The organism is Staphylococcus sp. MB377 (genome assembly GCF_001922505.1).
In the GTDB taxonomy this organism is placed as follows: Bacteria; Bacillota; Bacilli; order Staphylococcales; family Staphylococcaceae; genus Staphylococcus; species Staphylococcus haemolyticus.
Window position 1 is genome coordinate 269,592 of sequence record NZ_MAON01000022.1, and the last position, 17,305, is coordinate 286,896.

Consider the following 17,305-nt stretch of genomic DNA (forward strand, 5'->3'; position numbering starts at 1 on the left):
CTTCCTATAACACTCGTGAACATTTTATCTAAAAAAAATAACTTTTAAAATGTAAAAGCTCATACGTTGAAGTAAATAAAAAAAGCATATTAAGATTTAATGTGTAATTATCTTAATATGCTCTAATGGCATGCTAGTAATTCAATTGACTTGGATCAATTTTATATTTAGTATATTCACTTTCAATTTCGAATCCCAATTCATTAAATCGTTCAACTAAAGTGACATTTTTACTGCGTATTTTAAAATAAACTTTATCAATAGAAAAATGCTCAAATGCATAATGAATTGCATATGAAAGTAAGTCAAATGCTATCCCTTTGAGACGATAATCAGTATGTGAACTAAAATATCGTATTTCAGCTAGTGATGATAGCGTGTCTATTTGTAAATAAAGGTATCCTTTTAACAAGCCTTCACTAACAAATAAAAATAATCGGTTATGTTCATCTAAAGTATTGACTATTTCTTTAGGAGTTAATGCGTTGTGTCTAAACGTCTGTTCATGTAACTTACTGAAAGCTCTTTGGAACCCTGGCTGATATTCAATGATATTGAAATCTGATTCGGGTTCATTTAATGATTTATAAACATTTAAATAGTAATCTGTGAAGTTATAATTCGCATGAATTAGCTTCATTAAAGGTTTTGAATCTTGTGCACAATCATTATAAGAGAAGTTAAAAGTAGCATGCTCAGATTGTGATTCCATTAATGCAGAAAATAATGAGATAAAATGATTATCTGTAAGAGTGAAACCTTTACTAACAAATGGTCCAATAACTTTGTATTTATCTTCTTCATATAAAATTCCAGTGATTAATGCGACAATTGAATCATCTTCTATTAAACAGAAAACACCAGTGGTATGGATAGATTCATTTAGTAACTGTTCTACATCACCTTTAGACGTATGAAGTTTATATATATAAGACGCAAGGGTATCTGATGATGTATTAATAAAAGATATGATTTGGTTCAGGTTGCTTACTTTGACTATGTCCATAGCGTACCTCCATTTCAATATCATTTTGTTAAATTAATTATAAGTTTATTTATTAGTAATTGAAAGTTTAGACTATTGTCTATCGTGTTACAATTGTATTTACATCAAATACATGTATTAAGAGATCTTTTATTGAAAGGAAAGTTCTATGAAATCATTAATTTTGGCAGAGAAACCATCCGTAGCTAGAGATATAGCTGAAGCTATGAACATAAAGGGAAGACGTAATGGTTATATTGAAAACGAAAAGTATGTTGTCACATGGGCATTGGGTCATTTAGTCACTAATGCACAGCCGGAACACTATGATAAAGCGTACAAGGAATGGAAACTTGAAGATTTACCTATCATACCGAAGCACATGCAAACAGTAGTTATTAGTAAAACAAGTAAACAATTTAAAACTGTTAAGTCACTGATTTTAGATAAAAAAGTGAAAGAAGTTATTATAGCAACTGATGCTGGAAGAGAAGGGGAACTAGTTGCACGGTTAATATTGAATAAAGTTCATAATAAAAAACCGATTAAGCGCTTGTGGATTAGCTCCGTAACCAAAAAAGCAATTCAAGAGGGATTTAAAAAGCTTAAAGACGGACGTGAATTTCAACATCTTTATGAAGCAGCATTAGCTAGAAGTGAAGCGGATTGGATTGTGGGTATCAATGCAACACGTGCGTTAACGACGAAATATGACGCTCAATTATCATTGGGTCGAGTTCAAACACCAACAATCCAATTAGTTAATGCTAGACAACAAGAAATCAATCATTTTAAACCGAAGAAATATTATACACTATCTACTGAAATAGGTGGATTAACTTTCCAATTAAGGACAAATAAGCAGCACATGACTAGAGAAGACGCAACTCAAATTGCTAATGAAATAGAACATGTAGAAGGTAATGTTGATAGTGTTGAAAAGAAAGTTAAAAAAAGTCATCCTAAGCCTCTGTATAACTTAACTGATTTGCAACAAGAGGCATACCAACGATACAAAATGGGGCCAAAGGAAACACTTAATACCATTCAAAATTTATATGAACGCCATAAAGTTCTTACTTACCCACGTACAGATTCTAATTATTTAACAGATGATATGGTGGATACTATTAAAGAACGACTTTATGCTTTATTAGCAACTGACTATAAATCACAAGTCAAATCATTGTTGGGGCAATCTTATTCAAGTAAAATGCGGATTTTTAATAATCATAAAGTATCAGATCATCACGCAATTATTCCAACAGAAGTACGTCCAGATATGCAAAGTTTGAGTAACAGAGAAAGTAAGATATATATGATGGTAGCTGAAAGGTTCCTAGAATCTTTAATGGCACCTCATGAATATGAAGCGGTTAGAGTTAATGTTACTGTTGGCAAACATATCTTCGTTTTTAATGAAAAAGCCACACGTCAACTAGGTTATAAAGCACTTAAAATGAACAGTGATAATGTGGTAAAGAAAGTTGCTTTTCAAAAAGGAGAAAAGTATCACCTTCAAAGTTTAAAAGTAAATGAACATGAAACAACACCACCTGATTACTTTAACGAAGGTTCATTGCTAAAAGCCATGGAGAACCCTCAAAATTATATACAACTTAAAGAAAAGAAACATGCTAACACATTGAGACAAACTGGAGGGATTGGCACAGTTGCTACAAGAGCAGATATAATTGAGAAACTATTTAATCTTAATGCAATCGAATCTAGAGATGGCAAAATCAAAGTAACATCTAAAGGAAAGCAAATTCTGGATTTAGCGCCTCAAGAATTAACATCTCCATTATTAACTGCCGAGTGGGAAGAGAAACTATTATTAATAGAAAAAGGAAGATATAATTCTAGACACTTTATTGACGAAATGAAGGCATTTACTCAATCGATTGTAAATACTATTAAAAATAGCGAGCAAAAGTATAAGCATGATAATTTAACTACTACTGAATGTCCGACATGTGGAAAATTCATGATTAAAGTTAAAACTAAAAATGGACAAATGTTAGTATGTCAAGATCCTACATGTAAAACTAAAAAGAATGTCCAACGTAAGACAAATGCACGTTGTCCAAATTGTAAGAAGAAAATGACATTATTTGGACGTGGAAAAGATGCAGTTTATCGATGTGTCTGTGGTCATACTGAAACACAAGAACAGATGGATAAACGATTTAAAAATAAATCCAGTGGCAAAGTATCTAAAAAAGAAATGAAAAAGTATATGAATAATGAGGATTCACTTGAGAATAATCCGTTTAAAGATGCATTAAAAAACTTGAAATTATAGTTTAAAATCGAACTTAATCATATTTGTTGGTAAAAAAAGTTCGTTTTTATTATTGTGTTTTTCGAAAAGTAATATTAAAATATTAAAGTATTTTAATAAAAGGAGTTTAAAACCGTGAAACAATACTTTCAATTCGACGAGTATGATACTAATTATAAGAAAGAGATAATCGGTGGTATCACAACTTTCTTATCAATGGCATACATTTTAGCTGTAAATCCTCAAGTATTAAGTTTAGCAGGTGTTAAAGGTGTATCAGGTGACATGAAAATGGATCAAGGAGCTATTTTCGTGGCAACTGCTTTAGCAGCATTTGTTGGTTCTTTATTTATGGGACTTATTGCAAAATATCCAATAGCACTTGCTCCAGGAATGGGACTTAATGCGTTCTTTGCTTTTACAGTAGTTTTAACGATGGGAATTCCATGGCAAATAGGTTTAACTGGCGTGCTTTGTTCAGGTATATTCTTTGCTATACTTACAGCAACCGGTCTTCGAGAGATAATAATCAATGCTATTCCTTATCAAATGAAAATGGCTGTATCTGCTGGTATAGGATTATTTATTACCTTTGTAGGTTTACAAAGTGCTGGTATCATTGTGAAAAATGACTCAACATTAGTTACATTAGGACATTTAACAAAAGGTCCAGTTTTATTAGCAATTTTTGGTATTGCGATTACAATTATTCTATATGCTAGAAAAGTACCAGGTTCAATTTTTATAGGTATGATTATAACTGCTATAGTTGGAATGATAACTGGATTAATACAAACACCTTCTGGCGTAGTTGGTAAAATCCCTAGTATAACACCAACATTCGGTGCTGCATTTGAAGCCTTTAAGGATCCAAGTCAATTATTTACGATTCAATTTTTAATTGTAATTTTAACTTTCTTCTTTATAGATTTCTTTGATACTGCTGGAACATTAGTAGCAGTAGCTACTCAAGCAGGTATTATGAAAGATAACAAGCTTCCGAGAGCAAGTAGAGCTTTATTTGCTGACTCTTTAGCTACTATTGTTGGTGCCATTTTTGGTACAACAACAACTACATCTTATATTGAATCTACTTCTGGTGTAGCTGTGGGTGCGAGAACAGGTTTTGCTAGTATCGTGACAGGGATTTGTTTCCTTTTAGCATTATTCTTTAGTCCGTTAATTGAAATTGTTACAAGTGCAGTAACAACACCTGCATTAGTAGTAGTTGGGATTTTAATGGCAGCTAACTTTGCAGAAATAAATTGGAAGAAATTTGAAGTTGCAGTTCCAGCATTTATAACAATTATTATGATGCCACTATCATATTCAATTGCGACTGGTATCGCTTGCGGATTTATATTTTATCCAATAACTATGCTTATCACAAAAAAACACAAAGAAGTACATCCAATTATGTATTTCTTAATGGTACTATTTATTTTATATTTCGTATTTGTACACGGTTAATAAGGAAAAGGACGATGCTCTATTTAGAGACATCGTCCTTTTTTTACCATTTATTTGAATGATCATTTTTGTACTGAGTATAAATGACTTTTGCATCTTTATTACGAATATAGATAGGTGCACTCAATACTATAAAAATAAAGAATACCATTAAGAAAAATAGCACCCAATGAACAAACATTCCTACAATTGGAATAAATGCAACAAAAGATCCCACAATACCAATTATTGGAATAATTGACATAGGCTTGATTGCATTTTGATTATCAACTAAAAGAATAATTGCTAGTATGAGATATAAAAAAGCATTAATTAACAATGGTTGCCAACCAAAACCTAATATAAAGCTTCCGCCTAGAAAAGGAATGCCATAGAAAAATTCACATAATAATAAGAAGAAACTTATTAGGGCAAGAGCTACTTTAGTATTTCTTTTCAATATAACTACGCCTCCCACTATTTATTAAAAACAAATTTTAAATTCCTACTATTATAATAGTAGAAGCTTAATTTAAGACTTAACTTATATACATTATAAAGTAAAAACAAAAAAAGGGAAAAAATTTACTTAAAATGGTTGATGTACAAAACTATTTAAAGTACAATACTTAAGTATGTGTTAGACAAAGTACAAAAAGTTACAGAAAAACCTTGATTTATCACTGTTTTTCCTGTAACATATCTAATGTTGGACTTGATGAAAGCGATGAAGCGAAAGGTTACTGACACACCCGGCCGCTTTGCCATGGCGTTGTGTGAGATAGTTTTCGTGGAGAAGTCTATCACTTTTAAAGTAGACGAATAAGGAGGGAAAATTATGGCAAAACAAAAAATCAGAATCAGATTAAAAGCTTACGATCACCGTGTGATTGATCAATCAGCAGAGAAAATTGTTGAAACTGCAAAACGTTCTGGTGCAGAAGTTTCTGGACCAATCCCGTTACCAACTGAAAAGTCAGTTTATACAATTATTCGTGCGGTGCATAAGTACAAAGATTCACGTGAACAATTCGAACAACGTACTCATAAACGTTTAATCGATATTGTTAACCCAACACCAAAAACAGTTGATGCCCTAATGGGATTAAACTTACCATCTGGTGTAGACATCGAAATTAAATTATAATAGAAAATTTTAGGAGGTGGACTTTCGATGACCAAAGGAATCTTAGGAAGAAAAATTGGGATGACACAAGTATTCGGAGAAAACGGTGAATTAATCCCAGTTACAGTAGTAGAAGCAAGTCAAAATGTAGTATTACAAAAGAAAACTGAAGAAGTAGATGGTTATAACGCTATCCAAGTAGGTTTTGAAGACAAAAAAGCATACAAAAAAGATGCTAAATCTAATAAATATGCTAATAAACCAGCTGAAGGTCACGCTAAGAAAGCGGGCACAGCACCTAAGCGCTTCATTCGCGAATTCAGAAACGTTAATGTTGAAGAATACGAAGTAGGTCAAGAAGTCACAGTTGATACTTTTGAAGCTGGAGACATTATTGATGTAACAGGAACTTCAAAAGGTAAAGGTTTCCAAGGTGCTATTAAACGTCATGGCCAAGGTCGTGGACCAATGGCTCACGGTTCTCATTTCCATAGAGCCCCAGGTTCAGTAGGTATGGCTTCAGATGCTTCAAGAGTATTCAAAGGCCAAAAAATGCCTGGACGTATGGGTGGAAATACAGTTACTGTTCAAAACTTAGAAGTAGTTCAAGTTGATACAGAAAACAATGTAATTTTAGTAAAAGGTAACGTGCCTGGACCTAAAAAAGGTTTCGTAGAAATCCAAACTTCAATTAAAAAAGGTAATAAATAATAAGTAGCGAAAGGAGGAAAAGCATAATGGCTAATTATGATGTATTAAAAGTAGACGGATCTAAATCAGGTTCTGTTGAATTAAGCGATTCAGTATTCGCTATTGAACCAAACAACAGTGTTCTTTTCGAAGCAATTAACTTACAACGTGCTTCATTACGTCAAGGAACTCACGCAGTTAAAAATCGTTCAGCTGTACGTGGTGGCGGACGTAAACCATGGAGACAAAAAGGTACAGGACGTGCGCGTCAAGGTACAATCCGTGCTCCACAATGGCGTGGTGGTGGTATCGTATTCGGACCAACACCAAGAAGCTATGCATACAAAATGCCTAAGAAAATGCGTCGTTTAGCATTACGTTCTGCATTATCTTTCAAAGTTAAAGAAAACAACTTCACTATCGTTGATAATTTTGGTTTTGAAGCTCCAAAAACAAAAGAATTCAAAAATATATTAACTACACTTGAACAACCTAAAAAAGTGTTAGTAGTTACTGATAGCGAAGACGTAAACGTTGAATTATCTGCACGTAACATTCCTGGTGTACAAGTTAGTACAGCTCAAGGATTAAACGTTTTAGATATTACTAGCGCTGACAGTGTTATTATTACTGAATCAGCTGCGAAAAAAGTTGAGGAGGTGCTCGGATAATGGAAGCAAGAGATGTTCTTAAGCGCCCCGTAATCACTGAAAAATCTTCTGAAGCAATGGCTGAAGATAAATATACTTTTGACGTAGATACTCGTGCTAATAAAACACAAGTTAAAATTGCAGTTGAAGAAATTTTCGACGTTAAAGTTGCAAATGTAAACATCATCAACTACAAACCTAAGAAAAAACGTATGGGCCGTTACCAAGGCTATACAAACAAAAGAAGAAAAGCAATTGTTACTTTAAAAGAAGGTTCAATTGACTTATTCAACTAAACAATAAAATAAAAGTTACCATTAAGGAGGTAAGCGACAATGGCTCTTAAAAAGTATAAGCCAATAACAAATGGTCGTCGTAATATGACTAGTTTAGATTTCGCAGAAATCACGAAATCTACTCCTGAAAAGTCATTATTACAACCGCTACCGAAAAAAGCGGGTCGTAACAACCAAGGTAAATTGACAGTTCGTCACCATGGTGGAGGACATAAACGTCAATACCGCGTTATCGATTTCAAACGTAACAAAGATGGAATCACTGCAAAAGTTGATTCAATTCAATATGATCCAAACCGTTCAGCTAACATTGCTTTATTAGTATATGCTGATGGTGAAAAACGATATATTATTGCTCCAAAAGGATTACAAGTAGGCCAAGTAGTTGAGAGTGGTGCAGATGCTGACATTAAAGTTGGTAACGCATTACCATTACAAAACATTCCAGTTGGTACTGTAATTCATAATATCGAATTAAAACCTGGTAAAGGTGGACAATTAGCTCGTTCAGCGGGTGCAAGTTCACAAGTACTTGGTAAAGAAGGTAAATACGTACTAATCAGATTACGTTCTGGTGAAGTTCGTATGATCTTATCAACTTGCCGTGCTACAATTGGTCAAGTTGGTAACTTACAACATGAATTAGTTAATGTTGGTAAAGCAGGACGTTCTAGATGGAAAGGCATCCGTCCTACAGTTCGTGGTTCAGTAATGAACCCTAACGATCACCCACACGGTGGTGGTGAAGGTCGTGCACCTATCGGTAGACCATCTCCAATGTCACCATGGGGTAAACCAACGCTTGGTAAGAAAACTCGTCGTGGTAAAAAATCATCAGACAAACTTATCGTTCGTGGACGTAAGAAAAAATAATAACAACTTATTTGGGTGTGCGGCTTAATTGCTGCACGCACACAATAAGAAGGGAGGCGCCCAAATGGCTCGTAGTATTAAAAAAGGACCTTTCGTCGATGATCATTTAATGAAAAAAGTAGAAGCTCAAGACGGAAGTGAAAAGAAACAAGTAATCAAAACATGGTCTCGTCGTTCTACAATTTTCCCAAATTTCATCGGTCATACTTTTGCGGTATACGATGGTCGTAAACATGTACCTGTTTATGTAACTGAAGATATGGTAGGTCACAAATTAGGTGAATTTGCTCCAACTCGTACATTTAAAGGACATGCTGCAGACGATAAAAAAACTAGAAGATAATAAATAAAAGTAGAGGAGGAAATCCTAATGGAAGCAAAAGCGGTTGCTAGAACAATCAGAATCGCACCTCGTAAAGTAAGATTAGTTCTTGACTTAATTAGAGGTAAAAATGCTGGAGAAGCTATTGCTATTTTAAAATTAACTAACAAAGCTTCATCACCAGTAATTGAAAAAGTATTAATGTCCGCTTTAGCAAATGCTGAACACAACTATGACATGAACACTGATGAATTAGTTGTTAAAGAAGCATATGCAAATGAAGGACCAACTTTAAAACGTTTCCGTCCACGTGCACAAGGTCGTGCAAGTGCTATCAATAAACGTACAAGCCACATTACAATCGTCGTAAGTGACGGTAAAGAAGAAGCTAAAGAAGCTTAATAACTATTTAAGGAGGGAACACTGTGGGTCAAAAAATTAATCCTATCGGACTTCGTGTCGGAATCATCCGTGACTGGGAAGCTAAATGGTATGCTGAAAAAGATTTCGCTTCACTTTTACACGAAGATTTAAGAATCCGTAAATTCATTGATAACGAATTAAAAGAAGCATCAGTTTCTCACGTTGAAATCGAACGTGCTGCTAACCGTATTAACATTGCTATTCACACTGGTAAACCAGGTATGGTAATTGGTAAAGGCGGATCAGAAATTGAAAAACTTCGTAATAAATTAAACAACTTAACTGATAAAAAAGTACACATCAACGTTATCGAAATCAAAAAAATTGATATCGATGCTCGTTTAGTTGCTGAGAATATTGCACGTCAATTAGAAAACCGTGCTTCATTCCGTCGTGTACAAAAACAAGCTATTTCAAGAGCTATGAAACTTGGTGCTAAAGGTATCAAAACTCAAGTATCAGGTCGTTTAGGCGGAGCTGACATTGCTCGTGCTGAACAATATTCAGAAGGAACTGTTCCACTTCATACTTTACGTGCTGACATCGATTATGCACATGCTGAAGCAGACACTACTTACGGTAAATTAGGTGTTAAAGTATGGATTTATCGTGGTGAAGTTCTTCCTACTAAGAATACTAGTGAAGGAGGAAAATAATAATGTTACTACCAAAACGTGTTAAATATCGTCGTCAACATCGTCCTAAAACAACTGGTCGTTCAAAAGGCGGTAATTATGTAACATTTGGTGAGTATGGATTACAAGCTACTACAACATCTTGGATCACATCTCGTCAAATCGAATCTGCTCGTATTGCTATGACACGTTACATGAAACGTGGCGGGAAAGTTTGGATTAAAATCTTCCCTCATACACCATACACTAAAAAACCTTTAGAAGTACGTATGGGTGCTGGTAAAGGTGCCGTTGAAGGCTGGATCGCTGTTGTAAAACCAGGTAGAATTTTATTCGAGGTTGCAGGCGTATCAGAAGAAGTTGCTCGTGAAGCATTACGTTTAGCAAGTCACAAACTTCCAGTGAAAACTAAGTTTGTAAAACGTGAAGAATTGGGTGGTGAAACAAATGAAAGCTAAGGAAATTAGAGACTTAACCACTTCAGAAATCGAAGAACAAATCAAATCTTCAAAAGAAGAGCTTTTTAACCTACGCTTTCAGTTAGCTACAGGTCAATTAGAGGAAACTGCACGTATTCGTACAGTTAGAAAAACAATTGCACGTCTAAAAACTGTTGCTCGTGAAAGAGAAATCGAAGAAAGCAAAGCTAATCAATAATAAATTCGAAAGAGGAGGTTACAAAAGTGAGTGAAAGAAACGATCGTAAAGTTTATGTAGGTAAAGTTGTTTCAGACAAAATGGACAAAACTATCACTGTATTAGTTGAAACTTACAAAACACACAAATTATACGGTAAACGTGTAAAATACTCTAAAAAATACAAAACTCATGATGAAAACAATTCAGCTAAATTAGGAGACATTGTTAAAATTCAAGAAACTCGTCCTTTATCAGCATCAAAACGTTTTCGTTTAGTAGAAATTGTTGAAGAGTCAGTAATTATTTAATACAAGATTAGAGATAAGGGAGGTTTAACTAATGATCCAACAAGAAACTCGTTTAAAAGTAGCAGACAACTCTGGTGCTCGTGAAGTTCTTACAATTAAAGTATTAGGTGGATCTGGTCGCAAAACAGCGAACATCGGCGATGTTATCGTATGTACTGTTAAAAACGCAACACCAGGTGGCGTTGTTAAAAAAGGTGACGTAGTCAAAGCTGTTGTCGTTAGAACTAAATCAGGCGTTCGTCGTAATGATGGTTCTTATATCAAGTTTGATGAAAATGCATGTGTCATTATTCGTGATGACAAAGGCCCACGTGGTACTCGTATCTTTGGTCCTGTTGCTCGTGAATTACGTGAAGGTAACTTCATGAAAATCGTTTCATTAGCACCAGAAGTACTTTAATTTATAAAAACCAAATCATTTAAGGAGGTGCCCACATGCATATCAAAAAAGGTGACAACGTAAAAGTTATCGCAGGTAAAGACAAAGGTAAAGAAGGTAAAGTAATCGCTACTGAACCTAAAAAAGACCGTGTCGTTGTGGAAGGTGTTAATGTTATTAAAAAACACCAAAAACCAACTCAATTAAATCCTGAAGGTGGAATCTTAGAAACAGAGGCAGCAATCCATGTTTCTAACGTACAATTATTAGATCCTAAAACAAACGAACCTACTCGTGTTGGTTACAAATTTGTTGATGGTAAAAAAGTTCGTATCGCTAAAAAATCTGGCGAAGAAATCAAAACTAATAATTAATAACTAGTTGAAAGGAGGATCAACTTTGAACCGTTTAAAAGAAAGATACAATACTGAAGTTACTGAAAATTTAGTGAAAAAATTCAACTATAGTTCTGTAATGGAAGTACCAAAAATCGAAAAAATCGTTGTAAATATGGGTGTAGGTGATGCAGTTCAAAACTCTAAAGTGTTAGATACCGCTGTAGAAGAATTAGAATTAATCACTGGTCAAAAACCATTAGTAACAAAAGCAAAAAAATCAGTTGCAACATTCCGTTTACGTGAAGGTATGCCAATCGGTGCGAAAGTTACACTTCGCGGAGAAAGAATGTATGAATTCTTAGATAAATTAATCGCAGTTTCATTACCTCGTGTACGTGACTTCCAAGGTGTTTCTAAAACAGCATTCGATGGTCGTGGTAACTACACTTTAGGAATTAAAGAACAATTAATTTTCCCAGAAATCGACTATGATAAAGTAAGTAAAGTAAGAGGAATGGATATTGTTATCGTAACAACTGCTAACACTGACGAGGAAGCTCGTGAATTGTTAACAAACTTCGGTATGCCATTTCGTAAATAATCTCTAAAAGGAGGCTAATTAAGTGGCTAAAACTTCTATGGTTGCTAAGCAACAGAAAAAACAAAAATATGCAGTACGTGAATATACTCGTTGTGAACGTTGTGGTCGTCCACATTCTGTATATCGTAAATTCAAATTATGCCGTATTTGTTTCCGTGAATTAGCTTACAAAGGGCAAATCCCTGGCGTACGTAAAGCTAGCTGGTAATATATAAGAGTCTGAAAGGAGGCAACAATCAATGACAATGACAGATCCAATCGCAGATATGCTTACTCGTGTAAGAAACGCAAACATGGTGCGTCACGAGAAATTAGAATTACCTGCGTCTAACATTAAAAAACAAATTGCTGAAATCTTAAAAAGTGAAGGTTTCATTAAAAACGTAGAATACGTTGAAGATGATAAACAAGGTGTTATTCGTTTATTCTTAAAATATGGTCAAAACAATGAACGTGTTATCACAGGATTAAAACGTATCTCTAAACCTGGTTTACGTGTATATGCTAAAGCAAACGAAGTACCTAAAGTATTAAATGGTTTAGGTATTGCATTAGTTTCAACTTCTGAAGGTGTTATCACTGACAAAGAAGCTAGAAAACGTAACGTTGGCGGAGAAATTATCGCATACGTTTGGTAATAATAAATAAGGAGGTGCCATAACATGAGTCGTGTTGGTAAGAAAATTATTGACATCCCTAGCGACGTTACAGTAACTTTTGATGGTCATACTGCTACTGTAAAAGGTCCTAAAGGTGAATTAACTAGAACATTTAACGAAAGAATGACTTTCAAACAAGAAGAAAACACTATCGAAGTTGTAAGACCTACTGAGTCTAAAGAAGATAGAACAGTTCATGGTACAACTCGTGCTTTATTAAATAATATGGTACAAGGTGTTTCTCAAGGTTTCGAAAAAACACTTGAGCTTGTTGGTGTAGGTTACCGTGCTCAAATGCAAGGTAGTGACTTAGTATTAAACGTTGGTTACTCTCATCCTGTTGAAATTAAAGCTGAAGATGGCATTACTTTCGCAGTAGAGAAAAACACAACTGTTAGAGTATCTGGTGTATCTAAAGAACAAGTTGGAGCAATTGCTTCTAACATCCGTTCAGTAAGACCTCCAGAACCTTACAAAGGAAAAGGTATCCGTTACCAAGGTGAATATGTTCGCCGTAAAGAAGGTAAAACAGGTAAATAATAGATAACTCTCTTAAGAAAGGAGTAATACAATGATCAGTAAAATTGATAAAAACAAAGTGCGTTTGAAAAGACATGCTCGTGTGCGTACTAAATTATCAGGTACAGCTGAAAAACCACGTTTAAATGTATATCGTTCAAACAAACACATTTATGCACAAATTATCGATGATGTTAAAGGCGAAACTTTAGTTCAAGCTTCATCAAAAGATAAAGATATCGCAAGCGATTCAACTTCTAAAGTAGATTTATCTACTAAAGTAGGCGAAGCAATTGCTAAAAAAGCATCAGACAAAGGTATTAAAGAAATCGTATTTGATCGTGGCGGTTACTTATACCATGGTCGAGTAAAAGCTTTAGCAGAAGCTGCTAGAGAAAGCGGATTAGAATTTTAATTTAAAGGAGGGACAAATACATGGCTCGTAGAGAAGAAGAAACGAAAGAATTTGAAGAACGCGTTGTAACAATCAACCGTGTTGCTAAAGTTGTTAAAGGTGGTCGTCGTTTCCGTTTCACTGCATTAGTAGTAGTTGGAGACAAAAATGGTCGTGTAGGTTTCGGTACTGGTAAAGCTCAAGAGGTACCTGAAGCTATCAAAAAAGCTGTTGAAGCAGCTAAAAAAGATTTAGTAGTTGTTCCGCGTGTTGAAGGAACTACTCCTCACACTATCACTGGCCGTTATGGTTCAGGTAGCGTATTCATGAAACCTGCTGCACCTGGTACAGGAGTTATCGCTGGTGGTCCAGTTCGTGCCGTATTAGAATTAGCAGGTATCACTGATATCTTAAGTAAATCATTAGGATCTAACACACCAATCAATATGGTTCGTGCTACAATCAATGGCTTACAAAACCTTAAAAATGCTGAAGATGTTGCTAAATTACGCGGCAAATCAGTAGAAGAATTATATAATTAAGGAGGGAAAATAAATAATGGCTAAATTACAAATTACCCTCACTCGTAGTGTTATTGGTCGTCCTGAAACACAACGTAAAACTGTTGAAGCTTTAGGTCTAAAAAAGACTAATAGTTCAGTAGTAGTTGAAGATAACCCTGCTATCCGTGGGCAAATCAACAAAGTTAGACACTTATTGACAGTAGAAGAAAAATAATTAAGGAGGTGCCTATATAATGAAATTACATGAGTTAAAAGCAGCTGAAGGTTCACGTCGTGTACGTAACCGCGTTGGCCGTGGTGCTGGTTCTGGTAACGGTAAAACTAGTGGTCGCGGACAAAAAGGTCAAAAAGCACGTTCAGGTGGTAGCGTAAGACCTGGATTTGAAGGTGGACAATTACCTTTATTCCGTCGTTTACCAAAACGTGGTTTCACTAACATTAATCGTAAAGAATATGCTATTGTTAACTTAGACCAACTTAATAAATTTGAAGATGGTACTGAAGTAACTCCAGCTTTATTAGTTGAAACTGGTGTAGTTAAGAATGAAAAATCTGGTATCAAAGTACTAGGTAATGGCTCACTTGATAAAAAATTGACAGTGAAAGCTCATAAATTCTCAGCTTCAGCAGTAGAAGCAATTGATGCAAAAGGTGGAGCACACGAGGTGATCTAATGTTTCAAACGCTTGTGAGCTTCTTTAAAACTAAAGAAGTTCGAAACAAGATTTTCTTTACCTTAGCAATGTTAGTTATATTCAAAATAGGAACTTACATTCCGGCTCCAGGAGTTAACCCTGAGCCTTTTGAACAACAAGGTTCTGATCAAGGAGTCGCCGCTCTTCTTAATACGTTTGGTGGCGGAGCCTTAAAGAACTTTTCAATATTTGCTATGGGCATCATGCCCTACATCACCGCATCTATCGTAATGCAATTACTACAAATGGATATTGTTCCGAAATTCTCTGAATGGGCGAAACAAGGTGAAGTAGGTAAAAGAAAGCTTAGCAATGTAACACGTTATTTCGCTATCATTTTGGCTTTTATACAGTCAATTGGTATGGCATTCCAATTTAATAACTATTTAGGTGGTAAATTAATTATTCACCAATCTATTATGAGTTATTTATTGATTGCCATTGTTTTAACAGCAGGAACTGCATTTCTAATTTGGCTTGGTGATCAAATTACTCAATTCGGAGTTGGTAATGGTATTTCTATCATTATCTTTGCAGGTATTTTATCAACTTTGCCTTCATCAATTATTCAATTCGTGCAACAAGCATTCGTTGGTAATGATGATACTACATTAGCATGGTTAAAGGTTATTGGTTTAATAGTAGGTTTAGTTTTACTCACAATTGGGGCTATTTATGTACTAGAAGCGAAACGTAAAATTCCTATCCAATATGCTAAAAAACAGTCTGCACAAAGATTAGGATCACAAGCAACTTATCTACCTTTAAAAGTTAACTCTGCAGGGGTAATTCCAGTAATTTTTGCGATGGCATTTTTCTTATTGCCAAGAACATTAACATTGTTCTTCCCGAAAGCTGATTGGGCGCAAACTATATCTGAATATGCAAACCCTTCAAACACTTATGGTATGATTGTTTATGTAGTATTAATTATCGCATTTACGTATTTCTATGCCTTTGTTCAAGTTAATCCTGAAAAAATGGCTGATAACTTGAAGAAACAAGGTAGTTACGTTCCAGGTATTAGACCTGGTGAACAAACTAAAAAATATATTACTAAAGTACTTTATCGCTTAACTTTTGTCGGCTCTATTTTCTTAGCAGTCATTGCGATATTACCAATATTAGCGACTAAATTCATGAGTTTACCTCAATCTATACAAATTGGTGGTACAAGTTTATTAATCGTAATTGGTGTCGCAATTGAAACTATGAAATCACTTGAAGCTCAAGTGAGTCAAAAAGAATATAAAGGCTTTGGTGGTAGATAATTTGTAGGAGGGCAATTTATGAATATCATTTTAATGGGTTTACCTGGCGCAGGTAAAGGAACTCAAGCGAGTGAAATTGTTAAGAAATTCCCAATACCACATATATCTACTGGTGACATGTTCAGAAAAGCGATTAAAGATGAAACAGATTTAGGAAAAGAAGCTAAATCTTACATGGATCGTGGAGAATTAGTCCCTGATGAAGTTACTGTAGGTATCGTTAAAGAAAGAATATCTGAAGACGATGCAAAAAAAGGATTTTTATTAGATGGCTTCCCAAGAACAATCGATCAAGCTGAGGCGTTAAATGATATTATGTCTGAGCTTGGTAGAAACATCGATGCTGTCATTAACATCGAAGTTCCTGAGGAAGAATTAATGAATCGTCTTACAGGTCGTCGTATCTGTGAAAAATGTGGTACGACTTATCATCTTGTATTTAATCCTCCAAAGGTTGATGGTATTTGTGATATCGATGGTGGAAAGCTTTATCAACGCGAAGATGATAATCCTGAAACAGTATCTAATCGTTTAAACGTTAATGTTAAACAGTCAAAACCTATTTTAGAGTACTATAATGAAAAAGGTGTGCTAAAAAACATTGATGGTGCGAAAGATATTGACGATGTAACCAAAGATGTCATTGATATCTTAGATCAATTAAAATAGATCAACTTAATACGGTCTAGATTTATGTGAATTTGATTAGGTTTCTCTGGCAAGAATTAATTTTCTGAGTGTCGAATGACGATAATAATTCCCGCATTTTGTTAAACTTATTTTAACTAGTCACTATATTAGATTCGTATCGTTGAAGTTGTCTATTGACGATTACCTTACTATTGTAAAAAGGGAGGAAGTTAATCAATGGCGAAACAAGATGTAATTGAATTAGAAGGTACAGTATTAGATACTTTACCAAATGCTATGTTTAAAGTAGAATTAGAAAATGGTCATGAGATTTTAGCTCACGTAAGTGGTAAAATTAGAATGAATTATATTCGTATTCTACCTGGCGACAAAGTAACTGTAGAAATGTCTCCGTATGATTTATCACGCGGTAGAATTACTTATCGTTATAAATAATCGTCACTCCATAATATAGGGAGGTATAAAAATGAAAGTAAGACCATCAGTTAAACCAATTTGCGAAAAATGTAAAGTCATTAAACGTAAAGGTAAAGTAATGGTAATTTGTGACAATCCTAAGCACAAACAAAGACAAGGTTAATAAAAGAGAGGTGT

General features: G+C 34.6%; 29 protein-coding genes. 27 read left to right on the forward strand and 2 right to left on the reverse strand.

All coding sequences use genetic code 11. The features are described 5' to 3' along the window. Window positions 1-133: 133 nt before the first annotated feature. On the reverse strand, window positions 134-1,006 hold the full coding sequence (locus BB045_RS06500; protein WP_070442378.1) for a GNAT family N-acetyltransferase: 873 nt from the start codon (window positions 1,004-1,006) through the stop codon (window positions 134-136). A gap of 148 nt (window positions 1,007-1,154) precedes the next feature. On the opposite strand from BB045_RS06500, the gene BB045_RS06505 reads away from it, so the two are divergent. Continuing rightward, window positions 1,155-3,290, forward strand: coding sequence for a DNA topoisomerase III (locus BB045_RS06505; RefSeq protein ID WP_070442375.1), 2,136 nt, complete (start codon window positions 1,155-1,157; stop codon window positions 3,288-3,290). Window positions 3,291-3,404: 114 nt separating this feature from the next. Beyond that, the gene (locus tag BB045_RS06510; RefSeq protein WP_070442372.1) at window positions 3,405-4,739 is read left to right on the forward strand and encodes an NCS2 family permease; all 1,335 of its coding nucleotides are present in this window, start codon (window positions 3,405-3,407) and stop codon (window positions 4,737-4,739) included. Window positions 4,740-4,782: 43 nt separating this feature from the next. On the opposite strand, the gene BB045_RS06515 is transcribed toward BB045_RS06510, so the two are convergent. Continuing rightward, the gene (locus BB045_RS06515; RefSeq protein WP_070581231.1) at window positions 4,783-5,178 is read right to left on the reverse strand and encodes a hypothetical protein; all 396 of its coding nucleotides are present in this window, start codon (window positions 5,176-5,178) and stop codon (window positions 4,783-4,785) included. A gap of 378 nt (window positions 5,179-5,556) precedes the next feature. On the opposite strand from BB045_RS06515, the gene rpsJ reads away from it, so the two are divergent. From rpsJ to rpmJ, 25 genes are all read left to right on the forward strand, one after another. Next, window positions 5,557-5,865 (forward strand): 30S ribosomal protein S10, encoded by a 309-nt coding sequence (rpsJ, locus tag BB045_RS06520; protein ID WP_015900978.1) that lies wholly within the window; start codon window positions 5,557-5,559, stop codon window positions 5,863-5,865. A gap of 27 nt (window positions 5,866-5,892) precedes the next feature. After that, window positions 5,893-6,555: a 50S ribosomal protein L3 gene (rplC, locus tag BB045_RS06525; protein ID WP_070442789.1), complete on the forward strand. Its 663-nt coding sequence runs from the start codon at window positions 5,893-5,895 to the stop codon at window positions 6,553-6,555. Window positions 6,556-6,581: 26 nt separating this feature from the next. Then, window positions 6,582-7,205: a 50S ribosomal protein L4 gene (gene rplD, locus BB045_RS06530; protein WP_070442786.1), complete on the forward strand. Its 624-nt coding sequence runs from the start codon at window positions 6,582-6,584 to the stop codon at window positions 7,203-7,205. Next, the gene (gene rplW, locus BB045_RS06535; RefSeq protein ID WP_011275127.1) at window positions 7,205-7,480 is read left to right on the forward strand and encodes a 50S ribosomal protein L23; all 276 of its coding nucleotides are present in this window, start codon (window positions 7,205-7,207) and stop codon (window positions 7,478-7,480) included. Before rplD ends, rplW begins: the two co-directional genes overlap by 1 nt. A 39-nt stretch (window positions 7,481-7,519) precedes the next feature. Then, a complete protein-coding gene (rplB, locus tag BB045_RS06540; RefSeq protein WP_011275128.1) occupies window positions 7,520-8,353 on the forward strand; it encodes a 50S ribosomal protein L2 in 834 nt (277 codons plus the stop codon). 64 nt (window positions 8,354-8,417) lie between these two features. Beyond that, window positions 8,418-8,696 (forward strand): 30S ribosomal protein S19, encoded by a 279-nt coding sequence (rpsS, locus tag BB045_RS06545; RefSeq protein ID WP_001829710.1) that lies wholly within the window; start codon window positions 8,418-8,420, stop codon window positions 8,694-8,696. A 27-nt stretch (window positions 8,697-8,723) separates the two neighbouring features. Continuing rightward, a complete protein-coding gene (rplV, locus tag BB045_RS06550; RefSeq protein WP_001829734.1) occupies window positions 8,724-9,077 on the forward strand; it encodes a 50S ribosomal protein L22 in 354 nt (117 codons plus the stop codon). 23 nt (window positions 9,078-9,100) lie between these two features. Continuing rightward, the gene (rpsC, locus tag BB045_RS06555; RefSeq protein ID WP_011275129.1) at window positions 9,101-9,754 is read left to right on the forward strand and encodes a 30S ribosomal protein S3; all 654 of its coding nucleotides are present in this window, start codon (window positions 9,101-9,103) and stop codon (window positions 9,752-9,754) included. Window positions 9,755-9,756: 2 nt separating this feature from the next. After that, window positions 9,757-10,191 carry a 50S ribosomal protein L16 gene (rplP, locus tag BB045_RS06560; protein WP_002432945.1) on the forward strand — a complete coding sequence of 145 codons (435 nt, stop codon included), beginning with the start codon at window positions 9,757-9,759 and terminating at the stop codon, window positions 10,189-10,191. Then, window positions 10,181-10,390 carry a 50S ribosomal protein L29 gene (rpmC, locus tag BB045_RS06565; protein WP_011275130.1) on the forward strand — a complete coding sequence of 70 codons (210 nt, stop codon included), beginning with the start codon at window positions 10,181-10,183 and terminating at the stop codon, window positions 10,388-10,390. The genes rplP and rpmC overlap by 11 nt, the downstream gene beginning before the upstream one ends. Window positions 10,391-10,416: 26 nt before the next feature. Next, entirely contained in the window at window positions 10,417-10,680 is a 264-nt protein-coding gene (rpsQ, locus tag BB045_RS06570; protein WP_011275131.1) for a 30S ribosomal protein S17, read from the forward strand. Window positions 10,681-10,711: 31 nt separating this feature from the next. After that, window positions 10,712-11,080 carry a 50S ribosomal protein L14 gene (gene rplN, locus BB045_RS06575; protein ID WP_002466492.1) on the forward strand — a complete coding sequence of 123 codons (369 nt, stop codon included), beginning with the start codon at window positions 10,712-10,714 and terminating at the stop codon, window positions 11,078-11,080. 35 nt (window positions 11,081-11,115) lie between these two features. Further along, window positions 11,116-11,433 carry a 50S ribosomal protein L24 gene (gene rplX / locus BB045_RS06580; RefSeq protein WP_033079619.1) on the forward strand — a complete coding sequence of 106 codons (318 nt, stop codon included), beginning with the start codon at window positions 11,116-11,118 and terminating at the stop codon, window positions 11,431-11,433. 25 nt (window positions 11,434-11,458) lie between these two features. Further along, entirely contained in the window at window positions 11,459-11,998 is a 540-nt protein-coding gene (gene rplE, locus BB045_RS06585; protein WP_037549744.1) for a 50S ribosomal protein L5, read from the forward strand. A 22-nt stretch (window positions 11,999-12,020) separates the two neighbouring features. Beyond that, entirely contained in the window at window positions 12,021-12,206 is a 186-nt protein-coding gene (locus tag BB045_RS06590) for a type Z 30S ribosomal protein S14 (RefSeq protein ID WP_001140799.1), read from the forward strand. Between the two features lie 31 nt (window positions 12,207-12,237). Next, a complete protein-coding gene (gene rpsH, locus BB045_RS06595) occupies window positions 12,238-12,636 on the forward strand; it encodes a 30S ribosomal protein S8 (protein WP_011275134.1) in 399 nt (132 codons plus the stop codon). 24 nt (window positions 12,637-12,660) lie between these two features. Beyond that, window positions 12,661-13,197, forward strand: coding sequence for a 50S ribosomal protein L6 (gene rplF, locus BB045_RS06600; protein WP_011275135.1), 537 nt, complete (start codon window positions 12,661-12,663; stop codon window positions 13,195-13,197). A 31-nt stretch (window positions 13,198-13,228) separates the two neighbouring features. Beyond that, entirely contained in the window at window positions 13,229-13,591 is a 363-nt protein-coding gene (gene rplR / locus BB045_RS06605) for a 50S ribosomal protein L18 (protein ID WP_011275136.1), read from the forward strand. 20 nt (window positions 13,592-13,611) lie between these two features. Beyond that, entirely contained in the window at window positions 13,612-14,112 is a 501-nt protein-coding gene (gene rpsE / locus BB045_RS06610; RefSeq protein WP_011275137.1) for a 30S ribosomal protein S5, read from the forward strand. 16 nt (window positions 14,113-14,128) lie between these two features. Then, window positions 14,129-14,308, forward strand: coding sequence for a 50S ribosomal protein L30 (gene rpmD / locus BB045_RS06615; protein ID WP_011275138.1), 180 nt, complete (start codon window positions 14,129-14,131; stop codon window positions 14,306-14,308). Between the two features lie 19 nt (window positions 14,309-14,327). Next, window positions 14,328-14,768, forward strand: coding sequence for a 50S ribosomal protein L15 (rplO, locus tag BB045_RS06620; protein ID WP_070442783.1), 441 nt, complete (start codon window positions 14,328-14,330; stop codon window positions 14,766-14,768). Next, window positions 14,768-16,060 carry a preprotein translocase subunit SecY gene (secY, locus tag BB045_RS06625; protein WP_070442780.1) on the forward strand — a complete coding sequence of 431 codons (1,293 nt, stop codon included), beginning with the start codon at window positions 14,768-14,770 and terminating at the stop codon, window positions 16,058-16,060. The genes rplO and secY overlap by 1 nt, the downstream gene beginning before the upstream one ends. An 18-nt stretch (window positions 16,061-16,078) precedes the next feature. Further along, complete coding sequence (locus BB045_RS06630; protein ID WP_011275141.1) at window positions 16,079-16,729, forward strand: adenylate kinase; 651 nt, start codon at window positions 16,079-16,081, stop codon at window positions 16,727-16,729. A gap of 198 nt (window positions 16,730-16,927) precedes the next feature. Next, window positions 16,928-17,146 carry a translation initiation factor IF-1 gene (gene infA / locus BB045_RS06635; RefSeq protein WP_001829792.1) on the forward strand — a complete coding sequence of 73 codons (219 nt, stop codon included), beginning with the start codon at window positions 16,928-16,930 and terminating at the stop codon, window positions 17,144-17,146. Window positions 17,147-17,177: 31 nt separating this feature from the next. After that, window positions 17,178-17,291 carry a 50S ribosomal protein L36 gene (gene rpmJ, locus BB045_RS06640; RefSeq protein ID WP_001829709.1) on the forward strand — a complete coding sequence of 38 codons (114 nt, stop codon included), beginning with the start codon at window positions 17,178-17,180 and terminating at the stop codon, window positions 17,289-17,291. Window positions 17,292-17,305 lie beyond the last annotated feature (14 nt).